We start from the raw sequence: 24,459 nt of genomic DNA, 5'->3' as shown, positions 1-24,459 counted from the left end.
TCTGACCCTCTCTCAGCATCTGGCGTTGTCACACCCTCTGCTGCTTACTCGCTCAGCATTTTAACTCTCATCCCTATTTTAGCCAAAACTTCAGCCAGGAAGAATTCCGAATTATTAAGATTTTGGTGGCGTTGGATTAGCAAAAATCCGCCAGCTATCTTATCACAATAATATCGCTGATATTGGGATTCTGCATTTTCGTAGATGGCTCTACTTGTCTCAATATATTCTGAATTCACCTTTATTATACTGTCAATGGGCTCCTATCGGGTAGAGTTAAAAGTATGAAAGCAACTGTTGAGCAACTGGCTAAAATAGGAATATTTGCCAGCTTAAACCGAACTGAATTAGAACGATTGCAAGAACACACAGTAATTTGCAGTTACCGACAGGGAGAAGTTGTGATGTATGAGGGCGATCGCATACCCGAAAAATTATACACTCTTTTGAGCGGTTCTCTGCGGGTTGCAAAAACAGCGGCTGCGGGCAAAGAAACAATTCTCCGCACTTTATTTCAGGGAGATATCTTTGCTGCACCTGCTTTGCTAGGCAACGGCATTGCCCCCGCAACGGTGACAGCAGAAACTGATGTGGAAGTTCTTACCACACAACGGGAAGTTTTGCTAGCAGCAATTCGGGAAAATCCCGAGATTGCTTTGCGAATATTGGCGGTTTTTAATCAGCGGTTGCAGCAAATGCACGAGACTGTACACGGGTTGGTGTCGGAAAGGGCGATCGTGCGGCTGGCCCGATTTATTCATTACTTTGCCGTCGAGCAAGGTACGAAGATTGCGGATAATAGTGTATGTTTAGAAAAACGTTTTCCCTACTATCAAATTGCTCGCAGCATTGGAATTACCTACGAAGAATGCGTGCGGTTATTTAAGAAACTAAAGCCGTTTGTCTCCTACAGTCGAGGCGGTAAAATTATTGTATTGGATTGGAAGAAATTAGAGGATCTCGCCTCGGGAGAAGAAATAGACTAAAGGTTAAGATCCCTATTCTTATAGGGGCGGGTTTAACAAACAATATTTGACTGCAACTCACTATCTATATAAACCCGCCCCCAACAGTGAATCGGGGCGGGTATATGAGATTATTGATTTTAGACAATTATGGTTGGTAAAACCAGCCCCTACAGCAATATTGCGGAAATTAACTAGCCTCAGAAAGTATCAAAATAAACGCCAAATTTTTTTCGGCTTTCAAAGCGTGAATAGCTTTACCGGGCATGAAGACAAATACCCCCGGTTCCAAAACAATATCCTTGCCTTCCAAAGTCAAAATCCCCTTTCCTTCGATGACATTAACTGTGGCATTCCGTGCCGAAGAGTGTTCCGAAATTTCCGTTCCTGTGGCCAGACAAAATAAACTGTACTGACAATTCTTGTCTTTGACTAAAATTTTGTTCAGGACTCCGGCGGCGGGATATTCAATTGCGTCTCGGAGTTGGATTGCTGAAGATTGTAGCGGTAAAAGAGTAGTAGTCATAGTTTTTGACAATTAATTAATTAATTTGGTTACAAGTCTCGAATTTATCAGTGGCTTCACTTTCTTCCATCGAAAAGTGAAAATCGATTGAATCGGTTAAGATTGTTTTTTGGCAGAGATAACGATGTAGCCTAGATCCTGTTGGTAATGCTGGAAAACTCGACGCATTGCTAAGATGCGATCGCGAATTTGCGATCGACTTAATATATTCCACAAAATCCGCACAGTACCCACAAACCCTTCATCTTGCAGCATTCGCGGTAAGTTGAGGAGCCCCATCGCCCCGGTTTGACACTTTTCTACTTGCAAACCGGCGTTTTGGCAAACAGCAATCCAGCCAGACTCAGACAAAGGCGTTGAATTGACGCGAATCACTTCTGATAAAGCTTTGTGAATTTCTGATTCTCGGTTTCTAGCTAAAAGTTCGTGAGAGAGAAACTTGCCGCCTGGTTTTAAACGATCGCAAATTCCCGATACAATTTTAGCTTTCCCCGAGGGTGACTGCATTGTCAGGATAGCTTCAGCCAACACCCAATCAAACTGTTGGGAAATGCGATCCAAGTGAAAAATATCTCCTTCCACAATTTCTACTCGATCGCTCAAACCTGCTGCTGCAACATTAGCACGAGCGCGGGCCACACTCTCGGGATTTTTCTCAACTCCCACTACTTTTACGCCAAAACGTTCAACAAGGGCGATCGAACTATATCCAAAACTAGCAGCCAACTCCAAAACAGTCTCCCCAGGCTGAAAATCCGCCCATTCAAATAACTGTTTTGTAGCAAGTTTCCCCCCCGGTCTCAACATTTTCTTACCCGCCGCGGCCAGAACTTCATGTCCGGGTGCCGTCTTAAAATTGAGAGCAGTATTGGTCATTAAATTGACCTCCTATTTAACCTTACTCTCAGTTTGCCAAATTTTCCCCAATCTTTCTATGATGTAGCTCATATTCAAATTATCGTAGGCTGACGAACCCTACAATATCAGGAATTATACTAGATCCGCCCCTCAACAATTCGGACTGTTTTTGATTTCCAACACGGAATCGAATAAGAAACAAAAAATTTGAGAGTTTTATGACTTACGCAAAATTTCCACATCAGCGGGACAATCACGGGGATTATCCCTACAAACATCCTATTAAGAAACAATTTTTTCATTCCGATCTTGAAAACATTGCCGCAACACAGAAACAGGCAGCTCATTCAATTGACCAGCGCGCACAAATTCAGCATAAGTATCAGCCTCTATTGCCTGCAAATCCCCTTCGAGTTTGTCGATAGTCATCTGCCGCAGTTCAGGAGATCGATCGTACATTTTGTTGATTTCTGCTTGCAGCAAGTTTAATTTTTCTTGAAGCTGAGTCACGAGATGATTAGAAAACTCAGGCTCGATTTTACGATCGCCCGATACATCAGAGAGATACTTGAGAACCCGATTGAGAGCAACACGTTGGGCGATCGCCTCCAGATACTGCTGGCGCAACTCCTGGTTGCTCAACAACCCCAATTTTTCCAGCAGCGCCTTGGTGGTTAAACCTTGTACTAGCAGCGTAAATAAAACTACGCCAAACACGATCGCAATAATTGTTGGTCGCTCGGGCAGAACATGGGGTACGCTCAAAGCTAAAGCAATCGATACAGAACCCCGTAACCCTCCCCACCAAATCACAGTTTGATCGGGCAATGAAATTTCAGATTTCCCTAACCAATTGCTCAACCATCCTAGACCAAAAATAGCGATTGCTCGCGTCACAAACATCGCCACTACAGTTATGCCAATCACTCCTAAATTCGCTCCCAAATCAGCAAACCTCATCTGATCGCCAATCAGCAGGAACATGATCGAATTTACAAAAAACGCCAAAAAATTCCAAAATTGTGTTACCGCAAGTCTGGTACTGGGTTGCATACCTATCTGAGAGCCAAAATTGCCAAATATCAAGCCCATCGTTACCACCCCAATCACCCCTGAACCGCCGAGCTCCTCCACAACTATATAAGTGCCGTAGGCTGAAACTAGGGTTAACGATTGCTCAACCAAAGGTAGATCAAATGGTTGAGTCAGATAAGAAACTCCAAAACCGATTAAACTGCCGACAACAACCCCAATTCCCACAAAAGCTAAGAAACGCGCAATCAGAATTGGGATGCCAACGTCATCAGTCCCTAGAGAGAATCCCACCAAAAAACTAAAAGCAACAATAGCAATGCCATCATTAAATAAACTCTCTCCCTCCACCAGCAAAGCTAGGCGTTTTTCAACTCCCAATTCCCGGAACAATGCAATTACTGAAACAGGATCTGTAGCAGATATACTAGCTCCTACCAACAGAGCGATCGCTAAAGAAACTCCAGCTATTTGGTTGAGAGCAAAAGCCACGCCAGCAACAGAAATAACAACACCCAAAACCGCATAAAGAGCGATCGGCACTAAATCCCGCTTGAGTTTAGGCCATTCCAGATTCCAAGCAGCTTCAAACAACAGAGGTGGCAAAAAAATCAACAGAATCAGTTTCGGTGAAAGCGTCACCAGCCGCACATCTATAAAAGCCAAACCCAACCCGACAATTACTAACAGGAGCGTGTAGGGAATTTTGCTCAGCCACCCAAAGATTTGCGGCAGCGTCGCCACAGTTAAGGAAACCGCTAGCACTAAGAGAAATTGCTTCAGATTCCCCTCGATCGTCGCTTCGTGAATTAGAGTTTCTGGGGTCATACAATTAGGGATAAAATAGTTAAGGTTTCGGTTTCGGTCGGGACTTATCTGCCGTTGAACCCCGCACTTCTTCAACTTGACTGACTTGAAAAATTAGGGTAAATTTTTGACCCATTTCTTTTTCGACAAATGCTTCTAAAAGCTGCACCTGTTTGGGTGTCAAAGCTTCGCTGCTGCGAACAATCAGACGAACCTCCGGCGGTTTTGTCAACCAGTTAGTATCAGTTTTAATCAGTTCCACCCGTTGAAAAGTGATAGTTCGGTTAAGCAACGCCCGCTTCAGGCTGGCTTCGAGTTGCGCTTGCTCGATCAATTCCGCAAAACTCACGCCCAGAGGAATCACAAGTATAGCCGTCAATGCTAGCGCCCAAAGGAGGGCTTTACCGGCGCGATGCAGAGGGGTGTAGCCGGCCATTAAAGAGGTTAGCATACAGGAGAGAGTAATCCCCAGCAAATTAGTAAGATACAGGAGGCTTGCTCCCAGGCTGAGCGACCAATTAGCTTGAGATAAGCCTAAACCTATAACACAAATTGGCGGCATGAGAGCCACCGCGATCGCAGTTCCCGCCAGAGTAGCAGAAACTTTGGGCTGAACTTTCGCATAGCCGCTGATTCCCCCAGCGGCGATCGCAATTCCTAAGTCTAGTAATGTAGGTTTAGAACGAGCTAGAACTTCGCTCCCAAAGCCGGGAAGTTGTACCAAAGCGCCCAAAAAACAAGCTAGAAAAATTGCTAGCACCGTCCCGACTGCTAATGAAATTAAACCTTTGCGGAAGAGGAGAACGTTACCTTCTACCGCTCCAAATGCTAACCCTCGGATTGGCAACATCAGAGGCGCAATGATCATTGCACCGATAATTACGGCTGCACTGTTGGCAAGCAGTCCAAAGGTGGCAATTATACAGGAGCTGAGAATTAAGACAAGATAGTTAATATCTAGGGTTGATTCTTCCAACAAGTCAACTCGTATTTGCTTTAAATGCTCTCGAGGAATTCTGCTCCTGGTGAAATATTTAAGACGGTCTCGAATATTGTTGAGCAAAATAATCTCCTTAAGTCGGGGGCTTGTATTCGTATGCAGGTGGGGTCAGTCGATTTTAGATTTTAGATTTTAGATTCGAGATTTTAGATTCGAGATTTTAGATTTTAAATTTACTCCACAGATTTTAGATTTACTCCACAGATGAATCTGTGAGCTTGAACAAGAGTCTAAAATTTGGGCTACTCACGACAAGAGTCGGAGGCTTGTATCCGTATGCAGGTGCGAGCAAAAGAATCCGAATCCCAGCCAGCAAGTTTTCGAGGAGGTCCCAGAACTCTAAAGCAATTGTCGCGCCACTAATACCCAGCAGTTGAATCAAATCCCCTGCCTTGAATGACGGGATGGCGATGAATAACGCGATCGGCAATAATTGATTTATAATCAAGATATATACTCCACCCCAATAATACCGAATCATGCTCGCAGAAGCAAACGCGACACTTTGGCCTAGTCTAATTACTGTTTCAGCATTAATTCTCTACTTCGTTGTTACCATCAACGTCGGCAGAGCTAGATTCAAACACAAAGTTTCTCCCCCGCAGATGACAGGAAACCCAGACTTTGAGCGAGTCGTGCGAGTTCAGCAAAATACCCTAGAGCAAATGATTCTATTTTTGCCCTCGCTGTGGCTATTCTCGCAATTTATCAGCCCAATTTGGGGCGCTGGTATTGGCGCAGTTTGGATAGTTGGACGCATTTTGTTTGCTTTGGGTTACTATCAAGCTGCTGAAAAAAGAGCGGCAGGATTTGGCATTAGTACCTTAGCTACTTTAGCTTTGCTGGGTGGTTCCTTAACAGGCATAATTATGTCACTGCTGAAGGTTTGAGCGTAGCTTCGGATCGACATAAGTGTTTTCCTACTCGTTTCCAGGCTCTGCCTGGGAACCAGTTAAATGTAATAAATGTTAGGAGTAAATATGTCAGAAACCAACAAACCCGTATTTGAAATTAAACCGAAACTTTTTCAGCAGCTTGTGGAGTGGCAAGAAAAACTTGAACGAGAAGATGAATTAGCAAGCGAGTCAGAAGACGAGAAACCAACTGAGGTACAAAATTCTCCCGACAGTGATGAACAGCATTCTCAAACAGATAATTTTTAGCTGGTGGCTAGCTGCATCTTTTGGATTTCCGGCTGCTGTCTCGGCTCAATCGCTAACACCTAACCACATTCAGCAAGTCAATAGCGGTTTGTTTCGTTCTAACTCTCAAGATTTCTTTCAGCAAGGCTATCGCCAACTGGAAAGAGAAATCGCAGCTTTGTTGCAAAAAAATGTCACTTCCCCAGGCAATATTCTGGAGATTGATGAAAAATTGCTCTCTCAGATTTGCAGCAAAAAAATTAAAATATCCTCGCGGCATTCTGATACAATAAGTGCTGCTCAGCTTGCTGATTTTCAGACTAAATTAAAAGACATTTGCAGACACAATTAAAATGAGAGTGAGGTCAATATTCAAACTTTAGTGCTAATGGATAAAGAGGCAATGGCAAAGTTAAAAATAGCCATGCTGGAAGCGGAAACGGCGGCTCAATTGGCTGCAATAATTATAGATTACACTCATGAGGAAATGATGCTAGTTTTTTCTGAGCTAGAATGGGAACAGCAGGCTAGAATTAAGGATATTTGGAAGACTGTTAGTTAAAGTAGATTGACCCAAATCAGAGGTTTTAATTTTTCACCGCAGATGTAAGCCGATAGACGCGGATGAACGCAGATTTAATTGTGTTAGTGTTCGCTGTGTATAACAATCTTAATTTGTACACAGCGAACAATGACATATCTAAACTAGGGATTCAAGGCATAATTGGCGAAAATGATCGCCCCGTTGCTCGAAGTTTTGGTATTGATCGAAGCTAGCACAGGCTGGGGAAAGCAGCACTACTTTAGCGTTGTTCTGTTTGCCTAATTCGGCTGCTCGCGGGATTGCTCTTTCCATTGTTTCGACTATTTCCCAAGCGTTGTAATTTGCTTGTTCGAGGCGCGAGGCAAAAAGACTCGCGGCATCCCCAATTAGCAACACCGCAGCAGCTTTCGCCTTGATTGTATCAATCCAAGCGCGATCGTCCCCTTCTTTGGCGTCACCGCCGGCAATTAAAATCGCCGGTGCGCTGACAGAAGCCAACCCGACTTGCGCGGCGTCATAATTAGTAGCTTTGCTGTCGTTGATGAAATCTATGCCTTCCCAAGTGCAGATGTGTTCGAGGCGGTGCGAAACTCCGGGGAATTTAGCGATCGCCCGGGCGATCGCACTTTTATCTATCCCCGCCAAATTAGCCGCAGCCACCGCCATTAACAAATTCTGCAAATTGTGTTCTCCCACCATCCGCAAAGAATTAGCCGGCAAAATTTTCTCGCTTTGAGCTATTACCCAACCGTTTTCGATGTACGCTCCAAAAGTGCGATCGCCCAACAGTTCTTTTTCACCTTTGACACTCGTCCAACACGCATCCGGCCAAATGTCAACTCCTTGCTGCCGCAAACAAGGATCGTCACCGTTAATTACTTGCAATTCAGACTTTTTCAGCAAATGCGCTTTAATGCTGTAGTAATTTTCTAAAGTTTTGTGGCGGCTGAGGTGATCCGGCGTCAAAGTCGTCAAAACTCCGATTCGCGGCGCTACAAACGGCGAGGATTCTATCTGGTAGCTGCTGATTTCGGCGATTACCCAATCCGGCGGTTTTTCGCCTAAAGCTAATTCGCACGCAGCATAACCAATATTGCCGCAAGCGGGAGCGTAAAGCCCGGCTTCTTCAAAAATAGCCGCAATTAAAGCAGTAGTAGTAGTTTTGCCGTTAGTGCCGGTAATTCCCACCCAAGGAGATTTGAGGTAACGCCATGCGAGAGCCATTTCTCCGATTGTTTCAATGCCTAACTCTCTGGCGCGCGCTAATGCTGGACTGTCCCAGGGAACCCCCGGACTTACTACTATTAATTCTATAGATTCGACTGGTTCAAAAGATTTACCTAACTCAACGTTAATTCCTTCGTTAGCAAATTCCTGTTGCTGTTCGTGCAAATTTGGAGAAGATGAGCGATCGCTCAACGTTACTTCCCATCCTTCGCGTTTTAGCAGTCTGGCGGCGGCAATTCCTGATTTTCCTAGTCCAATGATATGAGCGATCGGCATAAGTTGTGTGTGTGATGGAGCGAAGTTCCCTGGTTTTCTAAGTTTATATCTTAACCTGGGATCTGTTGTTGGCTATTGGCCATTTTGCTTAAATTATGACTGTTTTGACAAAGTTATCGTAAGGTGCGCAATGCGCACCCTACCATTATGATAGGCTTATTGGATAAATCTTTGATAGATAGGGAAACCGCAGATAAACGCAGATACTTTCAAGATAGTTTACGACTTTTGCAATATTGTCTAATTTACTATCATGATGATTTACCGCGATTTTTTTTGTCGCATAAGGTGCGCATTGCGCACCCTAGCATGATGATTTACCGTGAATTTTTTAACCTTTCACGATCGCCCCAAAGTCAGCCAACACCCGCGCGTGATTCCGCAGCAAACCCAGTAAATTCAACCGATTTTGCTTAATTTCCGGGTCAGAGTCCATCACCAAAACGCTTTCTGGCCCGTCGAAAAAGTTGCTGACAGTCGGAGCAATCTCAGTCAAACTATCTACCAACTGCTGGTAATTGCGAGTTTGTTTAGATAGCTGTGTTTGCGGCACTAACTGCACTACTGCATCGTAAAAAGCTTGTTCAGACGACTTTTGAAATAACTCGGGTTTCACCGCCGTTTTCGGTTCCAATTCTATTTTATCCAAATCACCTTGAGCCGCCAAACGAGTTGAACGGTTGACTGTTTCGTAAATTAGATCCAAAGTCTGGTTATTGCGGATTTGTTGTAAGAAAAGCGCTCTTTCCCGTGCGTCCAACAAATCTCTCAATGCTCGTTCAGTATATTCTGGGTCGTTTTCTCCCAAAACGGCATTTACCAAATCGTAATCTACATTTTTTTCTTCTTGCAATAAAGTCCGAATTCTTTGCAAGAAAAACTCGTATAACTGATCCAGCAACTCCGCCGGTGTTTCTGGACGCGCTGCGGTAAATTCGGCAACAACTTCTGCGAGCAACTGGTGCAAATTGATGGGCAACTGAGCCGCCCAAATAATGTTAATTATTGCATTAGCAGCGCGGCGCAAAGCGAAGGGGTCGGATGAACCAGTCGGCAACATTCCCAAGCCGAAGATACTGACTAAAGTATCTAATTTGTCCGCTATTCCGACAGCTTGACCTGTGAGAGTTTGCGGCAAATTATCGCCCGCACCTTTGGGCAAATAATGTTCAAAAATTGCTGTGGCTACTTCTTCCGATTCGCCACTTGCTAAGGCGTATTTCTGCCCCATGATTCCTTGCATTTCGGGAAGTTCGTAAACCATTTGGGTTACGAGGTCTGCTTTGCAAAGTAAGGCTGCTCTTGCTATATAAGCTTGTTGTTCGCCTGTTATTTGCAGTTGAGTGGCGATGAGGCTGGCAATTTTGCACAGCCGATCGACTTTTGCGCGTACTGTCCCCAAATCTTCCTGGAAAGTAACTGTTGCCAACTTGGGCAAATAATCCTCTAGAGGCTTTACCAAGTCTGCTTTGTAGAAAAACTGACCGTCTGCCAATCTCGCCCGCACTACTCGCTCGTTACCTGCAGCAATAATCGCCGCTTTAGCCGGGTCGCCGTTGGAAATTGTAATGAAATAGGGCAGAAGTTCGGGATAATCTGGGCTTTTGAGAATTGGAAAATACCGCTGGTTTGTAACAATAATTGTGGTAATTACTTCCGGCGGCAATATCAAAAATTCGTCGTCAAATTTCCCGACAACTGCGTTCGGCCATTCTACTAAGTCGGTGACTTCTTCTAACAAATCTTCGGTAATGTCGGCGTAACCGCCTTGTTTTGTTGCTGCGGCTTCTACTTGTCCTTTAATTTGATTTTTGCGCTGGGTTCGATCGACCTCCACGCAAGCAGCCCGCAGACACTCGACATAATCCTCGGCTTGGGGAATCGAAACCCCCCCCGTCCCCCCCTTCTCGGGTGTAGGGGAGGTGTATAACACCCGGTGCCCTTGGGAAATTCGATCGCTCTTGACCGTATCCGAACCGCTCACCAATGTAATTGGCAGTACAGTATCATCTAACAAAGCCACCATCCATCGAATCGGGCGCGGAAACTTCAAATCTCCGTCGGCCCACCGCATAAATCTTTTGCCTTCTAACTTATTAATCCACTGCGGCACAAGTTCTGTCAAAATATCCGCTGTCATCCGCCCCGGAATCTTTTTGAGCACAAATACAAAATCGCCTTTATCGGTAGCGCGAACTTCCAAAGCATCAATTTCTACGCCCTGCTTTTTCGCAAAACCTTCGGCTGCTTTCGTCGGTTTGCCATCTTTAAAAGCCGAACTCGCGGGTGGCCCTTTTACCTCTTCTTCTCTATCTAATTGCTGAACTGGCAGCCCTTTCACGAGAACGGCCAAACGCCTCGGAGTAGCGTATACATTAATAGAGTCATTTGTCAAGGATTCTTCTGCCAGCGTTGCAGGTATAAGTCGCTGCCACTGCTGGGCGCTGCCTGAGACAAAAGATGCGGGCAATTCTTCTGTACCGAGTTCTAATAAAAAGTTAGGCATATCGCACCGTAATGGAATTTTGTTTAGGGTAATTTAAGGTAATTTATCCGATCGCGCGATCGTATATCTGAAATATCTGAAAAATACTCAAAAATCCAGGATACCACGTAAAATCGGGGGTGAAAGACAATATTCTCGACAGCCCATGACCTTGGCGGAAAGACTAGGACAAGATTGGAAGTCTCGACTGGAAAAAGATTGCCCGGACGAAAATTCTAGCACTCGCGAGAGTGTGGTCCGCTGGCTGTTGGGAGACAAGCCCGAAAGATTTGACACTCTTAGCCCAACTCAATTGTCTGTCGCCTCTGGGGCGATCGACTTTTTATATCGAATTTTGATTTCTCGGTATCTGGGAGTACCGCCAGAAAAAGCTTACCGCAACTTGATCGGGCGGCTCGGCGGTTTAGTTGTGCTCCGGCAAAAAATCCAAGCGTGGGTTTCCCTGAGTCGCGACAGACAGCGGAGTGCGGTGGAGGTACTACAAGAAGTGATTCAGGAAATGCTCAATTCCGATCGCTACCTGCAGCAGCAAGTCGCCTGGATTGCCGAATGCACCTCAGACAGACGCCTGCGAAATGCTTTGCTGCTAGCGAGCACAGAAGAATACTGCTTGCGGCCGATCCGCAACCAGCCGCTGCTGGTGTACCGTTTTGTCAACTACCTGCGGCGTGCTCAGCGCGGCGGGTTGACACAAGTGCCTGCAGGAGACTGGGTGCGGCTGGTGTCGGAACAGGTTCTACCCGACGATACAGACGAACCGCTCAGCCTGCTAGACGAACAGGCGATGTCCGAGTATCGAGAAAATCAAGCTTGGGAAGAGCAGCAAACTCAGCGGCAGATTGTCCAACAAGAATTTGAGAATTACTTGGCCGCTGAAGTCGATCCGCTGGCTTCCCGGTGGCTGCAGCTTTACCTCCAAGGTCGTTCCCAAGAGGCAATTGCCGAGGATTTGAAGGTTCCGATCAAGCAAATTTACCGCTTGCGAGAAAAAGTCAGTTACCACGCGATTCGGGTTTTTGCGGTCAAACAAGCACCGGAATTAGTCGCCAACTGGCTGGAAACTTCGCTCAAAGAACACAGTTTGGGCTTGACTCCGGCTCAGTGGCAGCAATATTTACAAGACCTCACGCCGGTGCAGCGGCAGTTGGTAGAATCGCTGAAAGCAGGGAAAAGTGTAGAGACGATCGCATCTGAATTAAAGCTGAAAACCAATCAAGTCATCGGCGAGTGGAGCAAACTCTATTTAGCAGCTCAATCCCTCCGCAACGAGTAGATTGGTAATGGGTGGCAGGCAATTGCTAATTGTTAATTGGCGGTAGCATTTTTCAGAAGCCGCGCTACAAATCAATTCCCGAACAGCCACAGATTACTGCGAGTTTCCCTGTGGAAAACCGCGCGATGCCCCTTGTATCAAATCAGGTTAGATCGATCGGGATATCGTAGCGCTGCCGTGACGATCGCGCTCGGAGACGATCGCAGTCAGCTCTCTGAGGTAAGATACTAGCAGCACGATCGACTTTTGAGGATTTTTTAACCAATCCTAAATTCAGCGGTTGCCCGTAAATCATCGGTTGTGGTGCATCTCTAATACTTGTGCATTAAAGACATAATTCTATTGTTGCCAGCCACGGGCATCAATCTCGGGCGATCGATGATAGTGGGTCTAGACTGCGCTAGTCATCATCTAGTTCTCAATCTTTTGGTAGAGTTTGAGGCCGCAATACAGAAGGGAGAAAATTCTGGGACTAAGGATTTTTCTTTAATAAAAGCTTCCGGTTGTTAGGCCAATTCCTCCGTCAGGGAAGTTGCAGCGTTTAATTTTATCGCATCAGGTTGGTGCGTCGCGCTCGATCGCGCTTCCAACTACAAAGCAGCTAATGGTACATACATCTTCAACAGACTCGGCAGCTACAATGGACTCCGATCGAATTTTTCACCTAATCGATACAGTTGTCCCCTTTGAAGCTTGCCTTTACTATCAAGTTTTGCCTTTATCTCTAGAAGGTAATCTGTTTAAATTGGGCGTAGTCGATGCCCAAGATGACTCCGCCTTGGACTACGTGCAGCGGATTTTAGCTTACATGAATTGCTCAGTCACAACTGAGCAAATTACCTCAGAAACTCAGCGCTCGATGCTCTCAGCTTACTTGCTCCACGGGAGCCAGCTCAAAGTACCCAGCCAGACAGAAACCGCAGCAGCCCCAACAGCCAAAAATCCCGCATCAGCAACTTCAGGCCCCAATGCAGAAACGCTGCTGTCTGTGCCAGAACCCTCGATGCCCGAGGCTGAGCGGTTTAAACCTCCTGGCCCTGAGGTTCCCCCGACACCGACACCGCTATCGGTTTTGAATGTCGAGGCCTTGCATTTGTCAAGCCGAGTGGAAGTTTTGACAACTTTGCCCGCGCCCCAACTCCTACAAGAATTGCTCGGTAGAGTGCTGCGAGAGGGTATCGGCCGCCTGTTTTTTGAGCGGCACCAGTCCCACGGTCGCATTCTTTGGAGTCAAGATGGCGTTTTGAAATCGATGCTCGAAGGTATCGATTTCGTCCTTTTCCAAGAGGTCATCGACGAGTTGAAGCGACTGACAGATATGCCTGTTGGCCCGGTGGAACATCCCAAACAAGTCGAAGTTGAGCGCGTATATCAAAACACTCATTTGCTGTTGCGCTTGCGGATAATGACGGTGGGTGGCAAGGAAGAAGCCACCCTGCAAGTTTTGCGGGGGGCAGCTTTGAGGTTTTACCAGCAGCAGCAGTTGTCTACTTTGAGTCGGGACGCACTGCGGCTGGCCGAAGAATTGCAGCGGAAAGTGAATCAAATTCGCGATCGAACTCGGCTTTCTCCTGTGCATTTAGAGGGGTTGCCCGCTTTGGAACAGGTGGTTAGAAATGTTGACGACCAAATTGAAGCTTTGCTGCACGAACACAATCCCGAGTAGCCCTAATCAGCAATAGATGACTGTTTTGAATTTTTTTTAACTCACATCAAGTCCGGCCAAATAATAATAATAATAATAATTACGTTTGTAGTGAGGACTAAAGTCCGAGCGAGTTTTATGATAACTCAAGTTTTCACTACAAACCAATTTGATGGCAGTTCTGCGAGGTGACAGGATCTTATACCAGTTCCCCAAAAAGAAGCGAACTTTATGCCCGTACTCTAAACCCTGGTACTCATCAGTCATTCCCAATCTTCTAAAATCTAAAATCTAAAATTGTATTAGCCGTGCTCGAAAACATCCTTGTACTGCAATAAATCCAAACTCACAAAAACGGGCAAACACTGAAAACATTGCTGTGCAATTTCCCAGCGTTCTTCTCGCTGCAACATAGCAGTCAACTTTTGTTTAGCGCTCAGCAAATAGCGGACATCGTTAGCAGCATAATTTAGTTGATCGTCCGAAAGATTAGTCGCATTTCCCCAGTCGGAACTTTGAGATGTTTTATTTAATTCTACCTTTTCGAGTTCTAGAATTAATTCTTTCAATCCGTGTTTGTTGGTATAAGTTCTAGCAAGTTTACTAGCTAGCTTTGTGCAGAAAACTGGTGCAATGTCAATACTTAAATTGTAACGCATTGTTGCCATATCAAAGCGCGCAAAATGAAATACTTTCTCAATATTTTCGGCTTCCATTAACTTCTTTAAATTCGGTGCTGCTGTCTGGCCTTTGGCAATCCGCACCACTGCAACTTTACCTTCGGGATTGCACAACTGAACCAAACACAAGCGATCGCGCCAAGGTAGCAAACCCATTGTTTCCGTATCAACCGCGATCGCCGGCGCAGTCAAATAATAAGATAAGAGAGAATCGGGAATATCACCATCGCACACTTGAAAATCTGCAAATTCCATTATTGGTAACTATTGACTGTTGACTGTTGACTGTTGACTGTTGACTGCCTTCTTCCCTCTTCCCTCTTCCTTCTTCCTTCTTCCTTCACCTTACCGACTGCGAACAAAAAGCTGAGTAAAATAATACTCGCCTTTGGCATTTTTGGCAACCCCAATACCTGTCACATTAAACTGACCTTCCATATTTTTGCGGTGGCCGTCACTTTTAATCCAACCCTCAACAGCATTGCGTACCGGGTCGCTGAAGCCGAAATTGTAAGCAAGATTTTCAGCTACACTTTTATAAGGAATAGTAATTGCTTTCGCCCGCCCCTCAAATCCATCGTGGCTGAAACTTACTTTACCCTTAGCCATATCTTCGCTGTGAATTCTTGCTATCTGAGTGATTCGCGGATCGATAGTCAGCGGTGGCAACTTTTTAGATGCTCGGTATTGATTGATCTGTTGGTTAACCGCTTTTTCTAAGTCAGTAATAGCACTCGAAGCAACATTAGTATTCATGGGAGTTTGTGGCAGCGATCGCGTAGGAATAGAGGTGTCACACTTAGGCAGGATTGTCAACAATCCCAAGCACATCAAAATCAAACCTTTGGACATGAAATCAAACGAGAAATAAAGTTAATTGTTACCAATTCCTACAGAGCGATCGCCCCACATTCCGCTAACCTAGATATTCAGAACCTTCGCTACAGTGTTCACGTCTTTGTCGCCGCGTCCCGAACAGTTCAGCACAATGCGCGGATTGCCTGTTAGCTGCGGGCACAGAGTCTCTAAATAGGCGATCGCGTGAGAAGTTTCCAAAGCCGGAATAATCCCCTCCAACTGCGAAAGCCGCTGAAATGCTCCCAGCGCTTCTGCATCAGTTACGCTATAATATTCAGCCCTGCCCGCATCCTTCAAATAACTATGTTCCGGCCCCACACCCGGATAATCCAAACCCGCACTAATCGAATGTGGCTCAATCACTTGACCTTCATTATCTTGCAGCAAATAACTCATTGCCCCGTGTAGAACTCCCACACTTCCCTTAGTCAAAGTAGCAGCGTGTTTATCAGTTTCCACGCCTTCGCCCGCCGCTTCAATACCAATCAATCTGACAGTTTCTTCCCCGACAAACTCATGGAAAAGACCCATTGCATTAGAACCGCCGCCGACGCAAGCTAATAAAATATCCGGCAAACCGCCCCACTTTTCCTGACACTGAGCGCGCGTTTCTTCACCTATTACCGCATGGAAATCGCGTACCATCATCGGGTAAGGATGCGGGCCCGCTACGGAACCGAGAATGTAATGAGTTGTCTCCACATTTGTCACCCAGTCGCGAATCGCTTCCGAAGTCGCATCTTTCAGCGTTCCCGTACCCGCCGCCACCGGCCGCACTTCGGCTCCCATCAAGCGCATTCTAAACACATTTAAAGCCTGTCTTTCCATGTCGTGAACGCCCATGTAGACAACGCATTCTATACCGAAACGAGCGCAAACTGTAGCAGTAGCAACGCCATGTTGACCGGCACCAGTTTCAGCAATTACCCGCTTTTTGCCCATACGTTTTGCCAGCAATGCTTGAGCTAAAGCGTTGTTGATTTTGTGAGCACCGGTGTGGTTTAAATCTTCGCGTTTGAGGTAAATTTGCGGGCCAGTTCCGTCTGCTTTAGCGTAGTGTTCGGTAAGGCGTTCCGCGAAATACAAAGGGCTGGGGCGGCCGACATAATCTTTGAGCAATTGTTGGAGTTGCTGTTGAAATTCCGGTTCGCTGCGGTATTTGTGGAAAGCGGCTTCTAGTTCAAATAAAGCGGGCATCAGGGTTTCGGGGACGTATTTGCCGCCGAATTTGCCGAATCTGCCGAGGGAGTCTGGGCGTTGGGCGCTGGTTTCGGTGGTGAGATGCAGGGGGGTGACTGTCATTTGATTTTAGATTTTAGATTTTAGATTTTTTAGATTCGCGGGTAAGCTAGAGGCTTGGTATCGATCGTACCAAATCGGTTGTGGACTTGAGGCGATCGCACAAATTTCATTATAATTCCTTGAACGCTTGACGGGCTAATACAATAAGTAGAAGATAGAGCGCATTCCGAGCGATCGCAACCATACCCCAATCCGCTAAAACTAGAAATACCAGTAAAAAAAGTTCAAGCATCTTAACCTATGGCAGCATCCAAACGCAAAGATTCTGACAGCAAAACAACCGAGGGGAAACGAATAGTTTACTCCGAATTTGGCAACGTTGACAACTCCGCCGCCCTCCAACGGGGAGTGGCCGAAGTTCCCCCCAATCAACAAAACCTCAAAATCGAAGCATCCCGAAAAGGACGCGGTGGCAAAACAGTTACAGTCATCAGCGGCTTTCAGGAAAAACCTGAAACTTTAGCAACTTTAGCCAAGCAGCTAAAAGCCCAATGCGGTACTGGTGGCACAGTCAAAGATAATGAAATCGAAATTCAAGGCGAACACAAGCAAAAGCTGCTAGAAATTATCACAAAATTAGGCTACAAAGCTAAAATTAGTGGAGGGTAAATTAGTCAATAGCCATCAGTGTATGGGCGGGACGAGTTTATGATATACTTAGTTTAAAACATAGATGGTTGGTAAAACCCGCCCCTACTTCGCGCCAATTCTACCATCGCGAATCAACCAGAAATGATATTACCAATTACCGCCAATTTTTAATGTACACTCGACCTTTAGCTCGTTTAATCGAACAATTGCAGCGCTTGCCAGGAGTCGGCCCAAAAACAGCCCAGAGGCTCGCTTTACATATTTTGAAGCGACCGGAAGAAGAAGTGCAAGCCCTAGCTAAATCTTTGATTGATGCCAAACAGCAAGTAGGTTTCTGTCAAGTATGCTTTCACTTATCTGCTGACCCTGTTTGCGAAATTTGCCGCAATACCAACCGCGACACTCATACCATTTGTGTAGTGTCAGAATCCCGCGACGTAATCGCTTTAGAAAAAACGCGGGAATATATGGGTAAATATCACGTTGTTGGGGGCGTTATCTCGCCGATGGATGGAATTGGCCCAGAACAATTGAACATTCAACCCTTAGTCCGGCGCGTCAGCCAGCAAAAGGTTAAGGAAGTAATTATTGCTATTAGTCCCAGCGTGGAAGGCGAAACTACTACTCTTTATATCGGTCACTTATTAAAACCTTTTACCCTAGTGACGCGCATAGCTTTTGGTTTGCCGATGGGGGGAGATTTGGAATATGCCGATGAAGTTACATTGGCTCGCGCTTTGGAAGGAAGGAGAGAGTTGGATTAGTTGAAAACGGGTGATGGCTGATTTAAAAATAAGAGAAACGAACCGCGAAGACGCCAAGGGCACGTTCGGCGAAGCCGTTCCCGAAGGGTAGGAAGAGAAGAGAGGATGAAGAGTATACAATTGATGCGATGAGAGCTATATTCTAAGCTTCTGCTATTGCTTCCCTGAGGCTCGCAATGACACAATTGTAAGATATGAAACCCGCATCGGCGGGTTTTGTCGGTGTAGCGACAGGTTTCAACCTGTCGGGTATTTGGTATTTGGTTTTTGCTCTTGAGTTTCGTTGTTCCCTGTCGTCACTGCCGCGAAAGGGTAAACTGGACAAAGTTACCGAGAGTAAAAAATCATGGCTAAATTCGATCGACCTTTCACCTACCCCACAACCCCCAAAATCGACCAAACAGACGACTACCACGGCGTCAAAGTATCCGACCCCTACAGATGGCTGGAAAATCCCGACTCTGAGGAAACGCAAGCTTGGGTGGAAGCCCAAAACGCAGTCACTTTTGCCTACCTCAACGAAATTCCGGCGCGGGAAAAAATCAAACAGCGCCTGACTCAACTTTGGGATTACGAGAAATACGGCATACCTTTCAAAGAAGGATCTCGCTATTTCTACTACAAGAATGACGGCCTGCAAAATCAATCCGTACTCTACACGTTAACATCCCTCGACAGCGAACCCAAAGTATTAATTGACCCCAACACTCTCTCAGAAGATGGAACCGTTGCTCTGGGTGGGATAGCTATCAGCGAAGACGGCAAATACATGGCCTACGGTTTGTCAAGTTCCGGTTCGGACTGGCAGGAATGGAAAGTCCGTGACGTGGCAACCAGCGAAGATTTATCAGACCATTTAAAGTGGATTAAATTCTCAGGAGCATCGTGGACTCACGACGGCAAAGGTTTTTTTTATAGTCGCTACGACGAACCCAACGAAAAAAGCAAGCACGAAGAAGTTAACTATTACCAAAAACTGTTTTACCACCAAATCGGCACGCCCCAATCTGAAGATGTATTAATCTACGAGCGACCAGACCAAAAAGAGTGGGGATTTAGCGGCGGCGTCACCGAAGATGGCAAATACTTGATTATCTCAGTTTGGCAGGGAACTGAAACCAAAAACTTGATTTTCTACAAGGATTTAACGGCACCGGAATCAACCGTTGTAGAACTGATTAGCGAATTCGAGGCTGAGTACAGTTTCATCGACAATGAGGGCTCTATTTTCTGGTTTCAAACAGACTTGAATGCACCGTTGGGCCGCGTAATTGCGATCGACACCAACAACCCACCTCCCTCATCCCTCGCCTGTGATGAAACCCCTCCGTCGCCCCGGGAGGGGGGGTTCACAGAAATTATCCCCGAAGCAGCAGAAACTCTCGAAGGCATCGGCCTCCTGAACAATCAATTTGTCGCTTCCTACTTGAAAGACGCCTACACCCAAATTAAAATTTTCAACTTAGATGGCTCTTTCGTGCGAGAAGTTGCCTTGCCCGGAATCGGTTCTGCGGGAGGATTCAGCGGCAAGCGGCACGACACCGAAACTTTTTATGCTTACACCAGTTTCACTGCACCTAACATCATCTATCACTACAATATGGTGACAGATGAAAGTACGATTTATCGGCAGCCAAATGTCGATTTTAATCCCGACGATTACGAGACAAAACAAGTATTTTACCCCAGCAAAGACGGTACGCAAGTACCCATGTTTATTACCCACAAGAAAGGCTTGCCGTTGGATGGCAATAACCCCACCTACCTGTACGGATACGGTGGTTTTGGCATCTCGCTAACCCCGAGTTTTTCTGTTAGCAGAATAGTGTGGTTAGAGATGGGCGGAGTTTATGCGATCGCCTGTTTGCGGGGAGGCGGCGAGTACGGCGAATCATGGCACGAAGCAGGCAAAAAGTTGAACAAGCAAAACGTGTTTGATGACTTTATAGCTGGCGCTGAATGGTTGATCGAAAACAAGTATACCAAACCGGCAAAATTGGCGATCGCAGGCGGTAGCAACGGCGGTTTATTAGTGGGAGCTTGCATGACTCAGCGGCCGGAATTGTTCGGTGCAGCACTGCCGGCAGTCGGCGTTTTGGATATGTTGCGCTTCCACAAGTTTACCATTGGTTGGGCTTGGACTTCTGAATACGGTTCGCCGGAAAATCCCGAAGAATTTTCCACAATTCACGGCTATTCTCCCCTGCACAATCTCAAACCGGGAACGGCTTATCCGGCGACAATGATTACAACTGCCGATCACGACGATCGAGTAGTTCCTGCCCACAGTTTCAAGTTTGCTTCTGCCTTGCAAGAAACCCACGCGGGAGAAAAACCCGTGTTAATTCGCATTGAAACTAAAGCGGGACACGGTGCCGGTAAACCCACTGCGAAAATCATTGAAGAATTGGCAGATGAATGGGCTTTTTTAGTGCGCGAACTCGATATTAACTAACGTTTAAAAAGCGCGGAATTGGGGGTTGCCGACTCCGAGAAAGTGCGATCGCGCCACCCTCAATTTTTCTGCCTCTCCCGTAGGGTAGGCACGCAGCACAAAGCACCTCACCCTAGTATTTGAAAGAATTTTTTCTGCAAATCTCGCGTTCAATTCTCAAATCCTGCGATCGCTTCACTACGTTTGGCTGTGGACACCCGAAAATTTAAATCATAGATTAGTGCAACTTGTCAACTCCTAGGTGGTATTAACTTGCCTGACGCTATGTTAATTTTTGTATGTTTTAGTGGTATTTATGATAATTTTTTGATATTGCTTCAATATAAGTAAATTTGCCCGCGATGTTAATGGCAAACAGTAGTAAATCGAATCGCAAATTAAAAATTTTCTAATTCTCGGAAACCACTTTTTTAAGTTGGCTTATGGTGAAGATTCAACAAAAAATCTTACTTACAACCGTACTGAGAAGCTTCGTGTTACCGGAATTACTGCCTTTTTTCACCACTGCCTAAGTAATTGGCGAGCGAAATCTCCATTTTCTGGCATGGCTTCTTCTCCAATAAAAAGACTTTGCTAGCCTAGTCAAAGCCCGAAAACGCTTGCGTAGGAGTGGCGGTGATTTTTCGCCCTAGCCACGCGCGATCGCCCGCTGCAGTCCTCGTCCAATTCTTTCCTAAAAACTCAAAAAATACGTAAGTATTTAATTATTTTTATAAACAAAATTAATTGAAAATTTATATTTTGGTGTTTATGGAATTTTCTCAAGGTGGGTAGGCTAAAACAAATAACTAAATCAGGGAATAAGGAAAATGATCTCCTATCTGCCAAATTTTACAGCCGTAAAAATACCTAAATCTACGAATATTGCCACTAAGAACAACTTTTTTTTCGCACAAGCAAGCTCTACAGCAGAACCGGACACGAAAAAATCTCTAGTGATTGTTGACTCCCGAGTAGAAAACTACCATCAATTGATCGGTGGTATTAAAGCAGGAACGGAAGTATTTGTACTCAATCATACTAGGGACGCGATCGAGCAAATCACCGAAATTCTGGGTCAGCGCAGCAGTATCACCAGCCTGCACATAGTTTCTCACGGCCGAGAAGCAGCAGTAGAAATCGGCTCAACAGAACTTAATATTGATAATCTAGAAACATACAGCAACCAATTGCAGCAGTGGGGAAAAGCCCTTAACGAATCCGGCAGCATTCTGCTTTACGGCTGTAACATAGCCGCCGGCGAATCCGGCCTTAAATTCATACAAAAAATCAGTGAAATAACACGAGCAAATATTGCCGCTTCCAACAATCTAACAGGGAGTGCAGCATTAGGTGGCGACTGGAAATTAGAAATTACTACAGGACACATAAATACCGAACTAGCCTTTGAAAAAAAAGTCCTAGAAGGCTACACATCAGTCCTGGCTACCTTAGCGGCTGAAGAATTTAAAAATACAACAGTAATCGGGCCTTGGATATATGGAATTTTTGGCGCATCCGATCCACCAGGCTTAACCGCAGGTAGTACACAAAACCTCAGCGGCGTTATTCCCGCTTTAGGGACTGGCGATTCACCCGGAAGCGGTACTTTGAGATTAACATCAAATAAGTTTGACGAAGCAGCTTTTGTTATCTACAACAACCCCATCTCTGCCACTGAGGGTCTGAGAGTTACCTTTGATTTCTTTGCCTATAACAGAGGTACTGTCCCTGATCCGAATGGTGCTCTCTTGGGTGCGGATGGCATTAGTTTTTTCCTCATTGACGGAACAGCTACGCCAACAAAAGCGGGAGGCTACGGTGGCTCTCTCGGCTATGCTCAGAATAATAGGGGTGGAATCGTACCGGGTATTGTAGGAGGTTATTTAGGTGTCGGATTAGACGAGTTTGGCAATTATTCTGCTAGTCAATCAGGAGCGGGAGGGCGTGTAAATACAAATCCGGCTGCGCCCGGAGGGCAGCTAGAGGATGCAGTAGGACTTAGAGGCAGCGAAAGCACATCTTATAATTTTTTAACTAGCAGAGTCGTTCCCGGTGGGATAGATAATAAAAATACAAGCATTCGCGCTGAGGCTAAAAGAACCGTTCAAGTTACATTATTTCCCGCGAATTCACCAACATTTCCTAACCGTCTGACTGTTGCCTTCGACTTGGACGGTAGTGGCACATTTGATGCGGGCGAAACACTGCTCGACATACCAAATTTGGCAACCGTAAACGGAGCAGTTCCACGTACTTTTAAATTTGGCTTTGCTGCTTCGACAGGGGGAAACACAAACATTCACGAAGTTAACAATGTCATCGTCCAAAGTATAGATGAGCCTGCACTCAAAGCCGACGTTTCCATTGTTAAAAAAGGTCCGCTTTATGCCATACCCAATAGCACCATTAGCTATACGATTACCTCCACAAATAACGGGCCAAACAACGCCGAAAGCGTCCTGATTCAAGATCCGCTCCCACAGGGCTTAACTTTCGTCAGCACTGACAACAACGGTAGTTTCAATCCCACAACGAGGACGGTCATCTGGCCGGCGATTCCGACTCTAACTAACGGTGCTAGCGAAACCCGCACCATCACCGCAAGAGTTCCGGCAACAGTCGGCGCTGCCTTAACTAACAGTGCCTATAGCACATCCAGCACTTTCGACCCCAATCTAGCTAACAACAATAGTTCCCAACCCATCTCTCAAGTCTCAACTACAATTGTTGCTGCTCTTGCCGATGTTGTTACCACCAAAACCGGGACTACTACCGAAACTGTGGGTAGGACAGTCAGTTACACAATTTCCACAGTCAACAACGGCCCTAGCACAGCCGAAAACGTCATAATTACTGATAGCATTGTTCCCAATTTAACAATAGTTAGTCTATCCAGCGGTACTTACGATCCAATTACTGGCATTGTCACCTTCTCATCTGTTCCCAGCTTAGCCAGCGGTGCTCCTGCTGCGATTACCAACACAGTTAGTTTCATCGCACCCCCAGATGCCAGCGTCACCAACACCGCCAGAAGTACCTCACCTACCCCAGATCCTTTTCCTGAAAACAACAACGGCACTGATCCGCTGGCTAAAGTCACCACAACCCTGACACCTAGTGCCGATGTTGTTACCACCAAAACCGGGACTACTACCGAAACTGTGGGTAGGACAGTCAGTTACACAATTTCCACAGTCAACAACGGCCCTAGCACAGCCGAAAACGTCATAATTACTGATAGCATTGTTCCCAATTTAACAATAGTTAGTCTATCCAGCGGTACTTACGATCCAATTACTGGCATTGTCACCTTCTCATCTGTTCCCAGCTTAGCCAGCGGTGCTCCTGCTGCGATTACCAATACAGTTAGTTTCATCGCACCCCCAGATGCCAGCGTCAGCAACACCGCCAGAAGTACCTCCAGTACCTATGACCCGACTTCAACCAACAATGACGGTAGTGCTCCGGGCGCTAAAGTCACAACCACTCTGACACCAGCACCAACTCCGACTCCCAACCAACCGCCAGTTGCCAACCCTGCCACCTCCAGCCTCGGGCCCAACAGCAGCCAGTTAGTCACGGGATTGGGAGGCAGCGACCCCGACTTCGACGGGTCGATCGCCTCCTACACCATCAACACCCTGCCCCCAGCGGCCCAAGGCATCCTGTTTTTAGGAGATCCAGCCAACGGCGGAGTCGCCGTGACACCGGGTCAAGTTTTGACACCGGCACAAATAGGACAACTATTTTTCCAATCCACAGGTAGCTTTACCGGTGCCAATTTTACCTACAGCGCCACAGATAACAGCGGCGCAGTTAGCCCCCCAGCTAACGCGAATCTCGGTTTAACAGGAACGACACCCAACCAACCGCCCTCAGCCAACCCTGCCAACTCCAGCCTAGGGCCAAACAGCAGCGCCCCGGTGCCCGGATTGGGAGGAAATGACCCCGACGGGTCGATCGCCTCCTACACCATCAACACCCTGCCCCCAGCGGCCCAAGGCATCCTGTTTTTAGGAGATCCAG

23 protein-coding genes are annotated in these 24,459 nt (G+C 46.2%); 11 read left to right on the top strand and 12 right to left on the bottom strand.

The features are described from left to right. Positions 1-44 precede the first annotated feature (44 nt). A complete protein-coding gene (locus QUA42_RS01795; RefSeq protein ID WP_333134572.1) occupies positions 45-239 on the bottom strand; it encodes a hypothetical protein in 195 nt (64 codons plus the stop codon). A gap of 45 nt (positions 240-284) precedes the next feature. Between QUA42_RS01795 and QUA42_RS01790 the strand changes: the two genes are divergently transcribed. Next, positions 285-986: a Crp/Fnr family transcriptional regulator gene (locus QUA42_RS01790; RefSeq protein ID WP_333134570.1), complete on the top strand. Its 702-nt coding sequence runs from the start codon at positions 285-287 to the stop codon at positions 984-986. A 169-nt stretch (positions 987-1,155) separates the two neighbouring features. On the opposite strand, the gene QUA42_RS01785 is transcribed toward QUA42_RS01790, so the two are convergent. From QUA42_RS01785 to QUA42_RS01765, 5 genes are all read right to left on the bottom strand, one after another. After that, positions 1,156-1,491, bottom strand: coding sequence for a cupin domain-containing protein (locus tag QUA42_RS01785; RefSeq protein ID WP_333134568.1), 336 nt, complete (start codon positions 1,489-1,491; stop codon positions 1,156-1,158). 96 nt (positions 1,492-1,587) lie between these two features. Beyond that, on the bottom strand, positions 1,588-2,367 hold the full coding sequence (locus QUA42_RS01780; RefSeq protein ID WP_333134566.1) for a class I SAM-dependent methyltransferase: 780 nt from the start codon (positions 2,365-2,367) through the stop codon (positions 1,588-1,590). Positions 2,368-2,631: 264 nt separating this feature from the next. After that, positions 2,632-4,209 (bottom strand): sodium:proton antiporter, encoded by a 1,578-nt coding sequence (locus QUA42_RS01775; RefSeq protein WP_333134564.1) that lies wholly within the window; start codon positions 4,207-4,209, stop codon positions 2,632-2,634. A gap of 19 nt (positions 4,210-4,228) precedes the next feature. Then, positions 4,229-5,167 (bottom strand): DUF389 domain-containing protein, encoded by a 939-nt coding sequence (locus QUA42_RS01770; RefSeq protein ID WP_333134562.1) that lies wholly within the window; start codon positions 5,165-5,167, stop codon positions 4,229-4,231. Positions 5,168-5,381: 214 nt separating this feature from the next. Next, positions 5,382-5,636, bottom strand: a complete 255-nt coding sequence (locus QUA42_RS01765) for a hypothetical protein (protein ID WP_333134560.1) — start codon at positions 5,634-5,636, stop codon at positions 5,382-5,384. 31 nt (positions 5,637-5,667) lie between these two features. On the opposite strand from QUA42_RS01765, the gene QUA42_RS01760 reads away from it, so the two are divergent. The 4 genes from QUA42_RS01760 (at position 5,668) to QUA42_RS01745 (ending at position 6,892) form a co-directional block, all read left to right on the top strand. Further along, positions 5,668-6,078 carry an MAPEG family protein gene (locus tag QUA42_RS01760; RefSeq protein ID WP_333134558.1) on the top strand — a complete coding sequence of 137 codons (411 nt, stop codon included), beginning with the start codon at positions 5,668-5,670 and terminating at the stop codon, positions 6,076-6,078. A gap of 90 nt (positions 6,079-6,168) precedes the next feature. Continuing rightward, on the top strand, positions 6,169-6,351 hold the full coding sequence (locus QUA42_RS01755; RefSeq protein ID WP_333134556.1) for a hypothetical protein: 183 nt from the start codon (positions 6,169-6,171) through the stop codon (positions 6,349-6,351). Then, positions 6,320-6,682: a hypothetical protein gene (locus QUA42_RS01750; protein WP_333134828.1), complete on the top strand. Its 363-nt coding sequence runs from the start codon at positions 6,320-6,322 to the stop codon at positions 6,680-6,682. The genes QUA42_RS01755 and QUA42_RS01750 overlap by 32 nt, the downstream gene beginning before the upstream one ends. A 51-nt stretch (positions 6,683-6,733) precedes the next feature. Next, a complete protein-coding gene (locus tag QUA42_RS01745) occupies positions 6,734-6,892 on the top strand; it encodes a hypothetical protein (RefSeq protein WP_333134555.1) in 159 nt (52 codons plus the stop codon). 138 nt (positions 6,893-7,030) lie between these two features. On the opposite strand, the gene murD is transcribed toward QUA42_RS01745, so the two are convergent. Together murD and glyS are read right to left on the bottom strand one after the other, a co-directional pair. After that, a complete protein-coding gene (murD, locus tag QUA42_RS01740; RefSeq protein WP_333134553.1) occupies positions 7,031-8,377 on the bottom strand; it encodes a UDP-N-acetylmuramoyl-L-alanine--D-glutamate ligase in 1,347 nt (448 codons plus the stop codon). Between the two features lie 331 nt (positions 8,378-8,708). Further along, positions 8,709-10,883 carry a glycine--tRNA ligase subunit beta gene (gene glyS / locus QUA42_RS01735; RefSeq protein WP_333134551.1) on the bottom strand — a complete coding sequence of 725 codons (2,175 nt, stop codon included), beginning with the start codon at positions 10,881-10,883 and terminating at the stop codon, positions 8,709-8,711. Between the two features lie 145 nt (positions 10,884-11,028). On the opposite strand from glyS, the gene QUA42_RS01730 reads away from it, so the two are divergent. Then, positions 11,029-12,156, top strand: coding sequence for a HetZ-related protein 2 (locus QUA42_RS01730; RefSeq protein WP_333134548.1), 1,128 nt, complete (start codon positions 11,029-11,031; stop codon positions 12,154-12,156). A 142-nt stretch (positions 12,157-12,298) separates the two neighbouring features. Here QUA42_RS01730 and QUA42_RS01725 read toward each other — a convergent pair whose 3' ends face one another. Continuing rightward, complete coding sequence (locus QUA42_RS01725) at positions 12,299-12,451, bottom strand: hypothetical protein (RefSeq protein ID WP_333134546.1); 153 nt, start codon at positions 12,449-12,451, stop codon at positions 12,299-12,301. Between the two features lie 309 nt (positions 12,452-12,760). Between QUA42_RS01725 and QUA42_RS01720 the strand changes: the two genes are divergently transcribed. Next, positions 12,761-13,822: a hypothetical protein gene (locus QUA42_RS01720; RefSeq protein ID WP_333134544.1), complete on the top strand. Its 1,062-nt coding sequence runs from the start codon at positions 12,761-12,763 to the stop codon at positions 13,820-13,822. A gap of 281 nt (positions 13,823-14,103) precedes the next feature. On the opposite strand, the gene QUA42_RS01715 is transcribed toward QUA42_RS01720, so the two are convergent. From QUA42_RS01715 to trpB, 3 genes are all read right to left on the bottom strand, one after another. Then, positions 14,104-14,736, bottom strand: a complete 633-nt coding sequence (locus QUA42_RS01715) for a ribonuclease D (protein WP_333134542.1) — start codon at positions 14,734-14,736, stop codon at positions 14,104-14,106. A gap of 90 nt (positions 14,737-14,826) precedes the next feature. Next, the gene (locus QUA42_RS01710; protein ID WP_333134540.1) at positions 14,827-15,333 is read right to left on the bottom strand and encodes a CAP domain-containing protein; all 507 of its coding nucleotides are present in this window, start codon (positions 15,331-15,333) and stop codon (positions 14,827-14,829) included. 69 nt (positions 15,334-15,402) lie between these two features. Continuing rightward, positions 15,403-16,641, bottom strand: coding sequence for a tryptophan synthase subunit beta (gene trpB, locus QUA42_RS01705; RefSeq protein WP_333134538.1), 1,239 nt, complete (start codon positions 16,639-16,641; stop codon positions 15,403-15,405). A gap of 240 nt (positions 16,642-16,881) precedes the next feature. Here trpB and QUA42_RS01700 point away from each other — a divergent pair, with 240 nt between their 5' ends. The 4 genes from QUA42_RS01700 to QUA42_RS01685 all read left to right on the top strand — a co-directional run. Beyond that, a complete protein-coding gene (locus tag QUA42_RS01700) occupies positions 16,882-17,250 on the top strand; it encodes a translation initiation factor (protein ID WP_190737631.1) in 369 nt (122 codons plus the stop codon). Between the two features lie 152 nt (positions 17,251-17,402). Further along, positions 17,403-17,996: a recombination mediator RecR gene (gene recR / locus QUA42_RS01695; protein ID WP_333036394.1), complete on the top strand. Its 594-nt coding sequence runs from the start codon at positions 17,403-17,405 to the stop codon at positions 17,994-17,996. Positions 17,997-18,342: 346 nt separating this feature from the next. After that, positions 18,343-20,451, top strand: coding sequence for a prolyl oligopeptidase family serine peptidase (locus QUA42_RS01690; protein WP_333134536.1), 2,109 nt, complete (start codon positions 18,343-18,345; stop codon positions 20,449-20,451). Between the two features lie 809 nt (positions 20,452-21,260). After that, a partial coding sequence (locus tag QUA42_RS01685; RefSeq protein WP_333134534.1) for a DUF4347 domain-containing protein occupies positions 21,261-24,459 on the top strand: 3,199 nt, incomplete at its 3' end.

The organism is Microcoleus sp. Pol11C2 (genome assembly GCF_036701505.1).
Lineage (GTDB): Bacteria > Cyanobacteriota > Cyanobacteriia > Cyanobacteriales > Microcoleaceae > Microcoleus.
The sequence above is the reverse complement of the archived record's forward strand: the minus strand, read 5'-3'. Positions and strand labels throughout refer to the sequence as shown.

Excerpts from the sequence above, each read along its gene's own strand:
- QUA42_RS01790 (WP_333134570.1), top strand. The coding sequence starts at position 285 with ATGAAAGCAACTGTTGAGCAACTGGCTAAAATAGGAATATTTGCCAGC.
- QUA42_RS01785 (WP_333134568.1), bottom strand. The coding sequence starts at position 1,491 with ATGACTACTACTCTTTTACCGCTACAATCTTCAGCAATCCAACTCCGA.
- QUA42_RS01780 (WP_333134566.1), bottom strand. The coding sequence starts at position 2,367 with ATGACCAATACTGCTCTCAATTTTAAGACGGCACCCGGACATGAAGTT.
- QUA42_RS01775 (WP_333134564.1), bottom strand. The coding sequence starts at position 4,209 with ATGACCCCAGAAACTCTAATTCACGAAGCGACGATCGAGGGGAATCTG.
- QUA42_RS01760 (WP_333134558.1), top strand. The coding sequence starts at position 5,668 with ATGCTCGCAGAAGCAAACGCGACACTTTGGCCTAGTCTAATTACTGTT.
- QUA42_RS01755 (WP_333134556.1), top strand. The coding sequence starts at position 6,169 with ATGTCAGAAACCAACAAACCCGTATTTGAAATTAAACCGAAACTTTTT.
- QUA42_RS01750 (WP_333134828.1), top strand. The coding sequence starts at position 6,320 with ATGAACAGCATTCTCAAACAGATAATTTTTAGCTGGTGGCTAGCTGCA.
- QUA42_RS01745 (WP_333134555.1), top strand. The coding sequence starts at position 6,734 with ATGGCAAAGTTAAAAATAGCCATGCTGGAAGCGGAAACGGCGGCTCAA.
- murD (WP_333134553.1), bottom strand. The coding sequence starts at position 8,377 with ATGCCGATCGCTCATATCATTGGACTAGGAAAATCAGGAATTGCCGCC.
- glyS (WP_333134551.1), bottom strand. The coding sequence starts at position 10,883 with ATGCCTAACTTTTTATTAGAACTCGGTACAGAAGAATTGCCCGCATCT.
- QUA42_RS01730 (WP_333134548.1), top strand. The coding sequence starts at position 11,029 with ATGACCTTGGCGGAAAGACTAGGACAAGATTGGAAGTCTCGACTGGAA.
- QUA42_RS01725 (WP_333134546.1), bottom strand. The coding sequence starts at position 12,451 with ATGATTTACGGGCAACCGCTGAATTTAGGATTGGTTAAAAAATCCTCA.
- QUA42_RS01720 (WP_333134544.1), top strand. The coding sequence starts at position 12,761 with ATGGTACATACATCTTCAACAGACTCGGCAGCTACAATGGACTCCGAT.
- QUA42_RS01715 (WP_333134542.1), bottom strand. The coding sequence starts at position 14,736 with ATGGAATTTGCAGATTTTCAAGTGTGCGATGGTGATATTCCCGATTCT.
- QUA42_RS01710 (WP_333134540.1), bottom strand. The coding sequence starts at position 15,333 with ATGTCCAAAGGTTTGATTTTGATGTGCTTGGGATTGTTGACAATCCTG.
- trpB (WP_333134538.1), bottom strand. The coding sequence starts at position 16,641 with ATGACAGTCACCCCCCTGCATCTCACCACCGAAACCAGCGCCCAACGC.
- QUA42_RS01700 (WP_190737631.1), top strand. The coding sequence starts at position 16,882 with ATGGCAGCATCCAAACGCAAAGATTCTGACAGCAAAACAACCGAGGGG.
- recR (WP_333036394.1), top strand. The coding sequence starts at position 17,403 with ATGTACACTCGACCTTTAGCTCGTTTAATCGAACAATTGCAGCGCTTG.
- QUA42_RS01690 (WP_333134536.1), top strand. The coding sequence starts at position 18,343 with ATGGCTAAATTCGATCGACCTTTCACCTACCCCACAACCCCCAAAATC.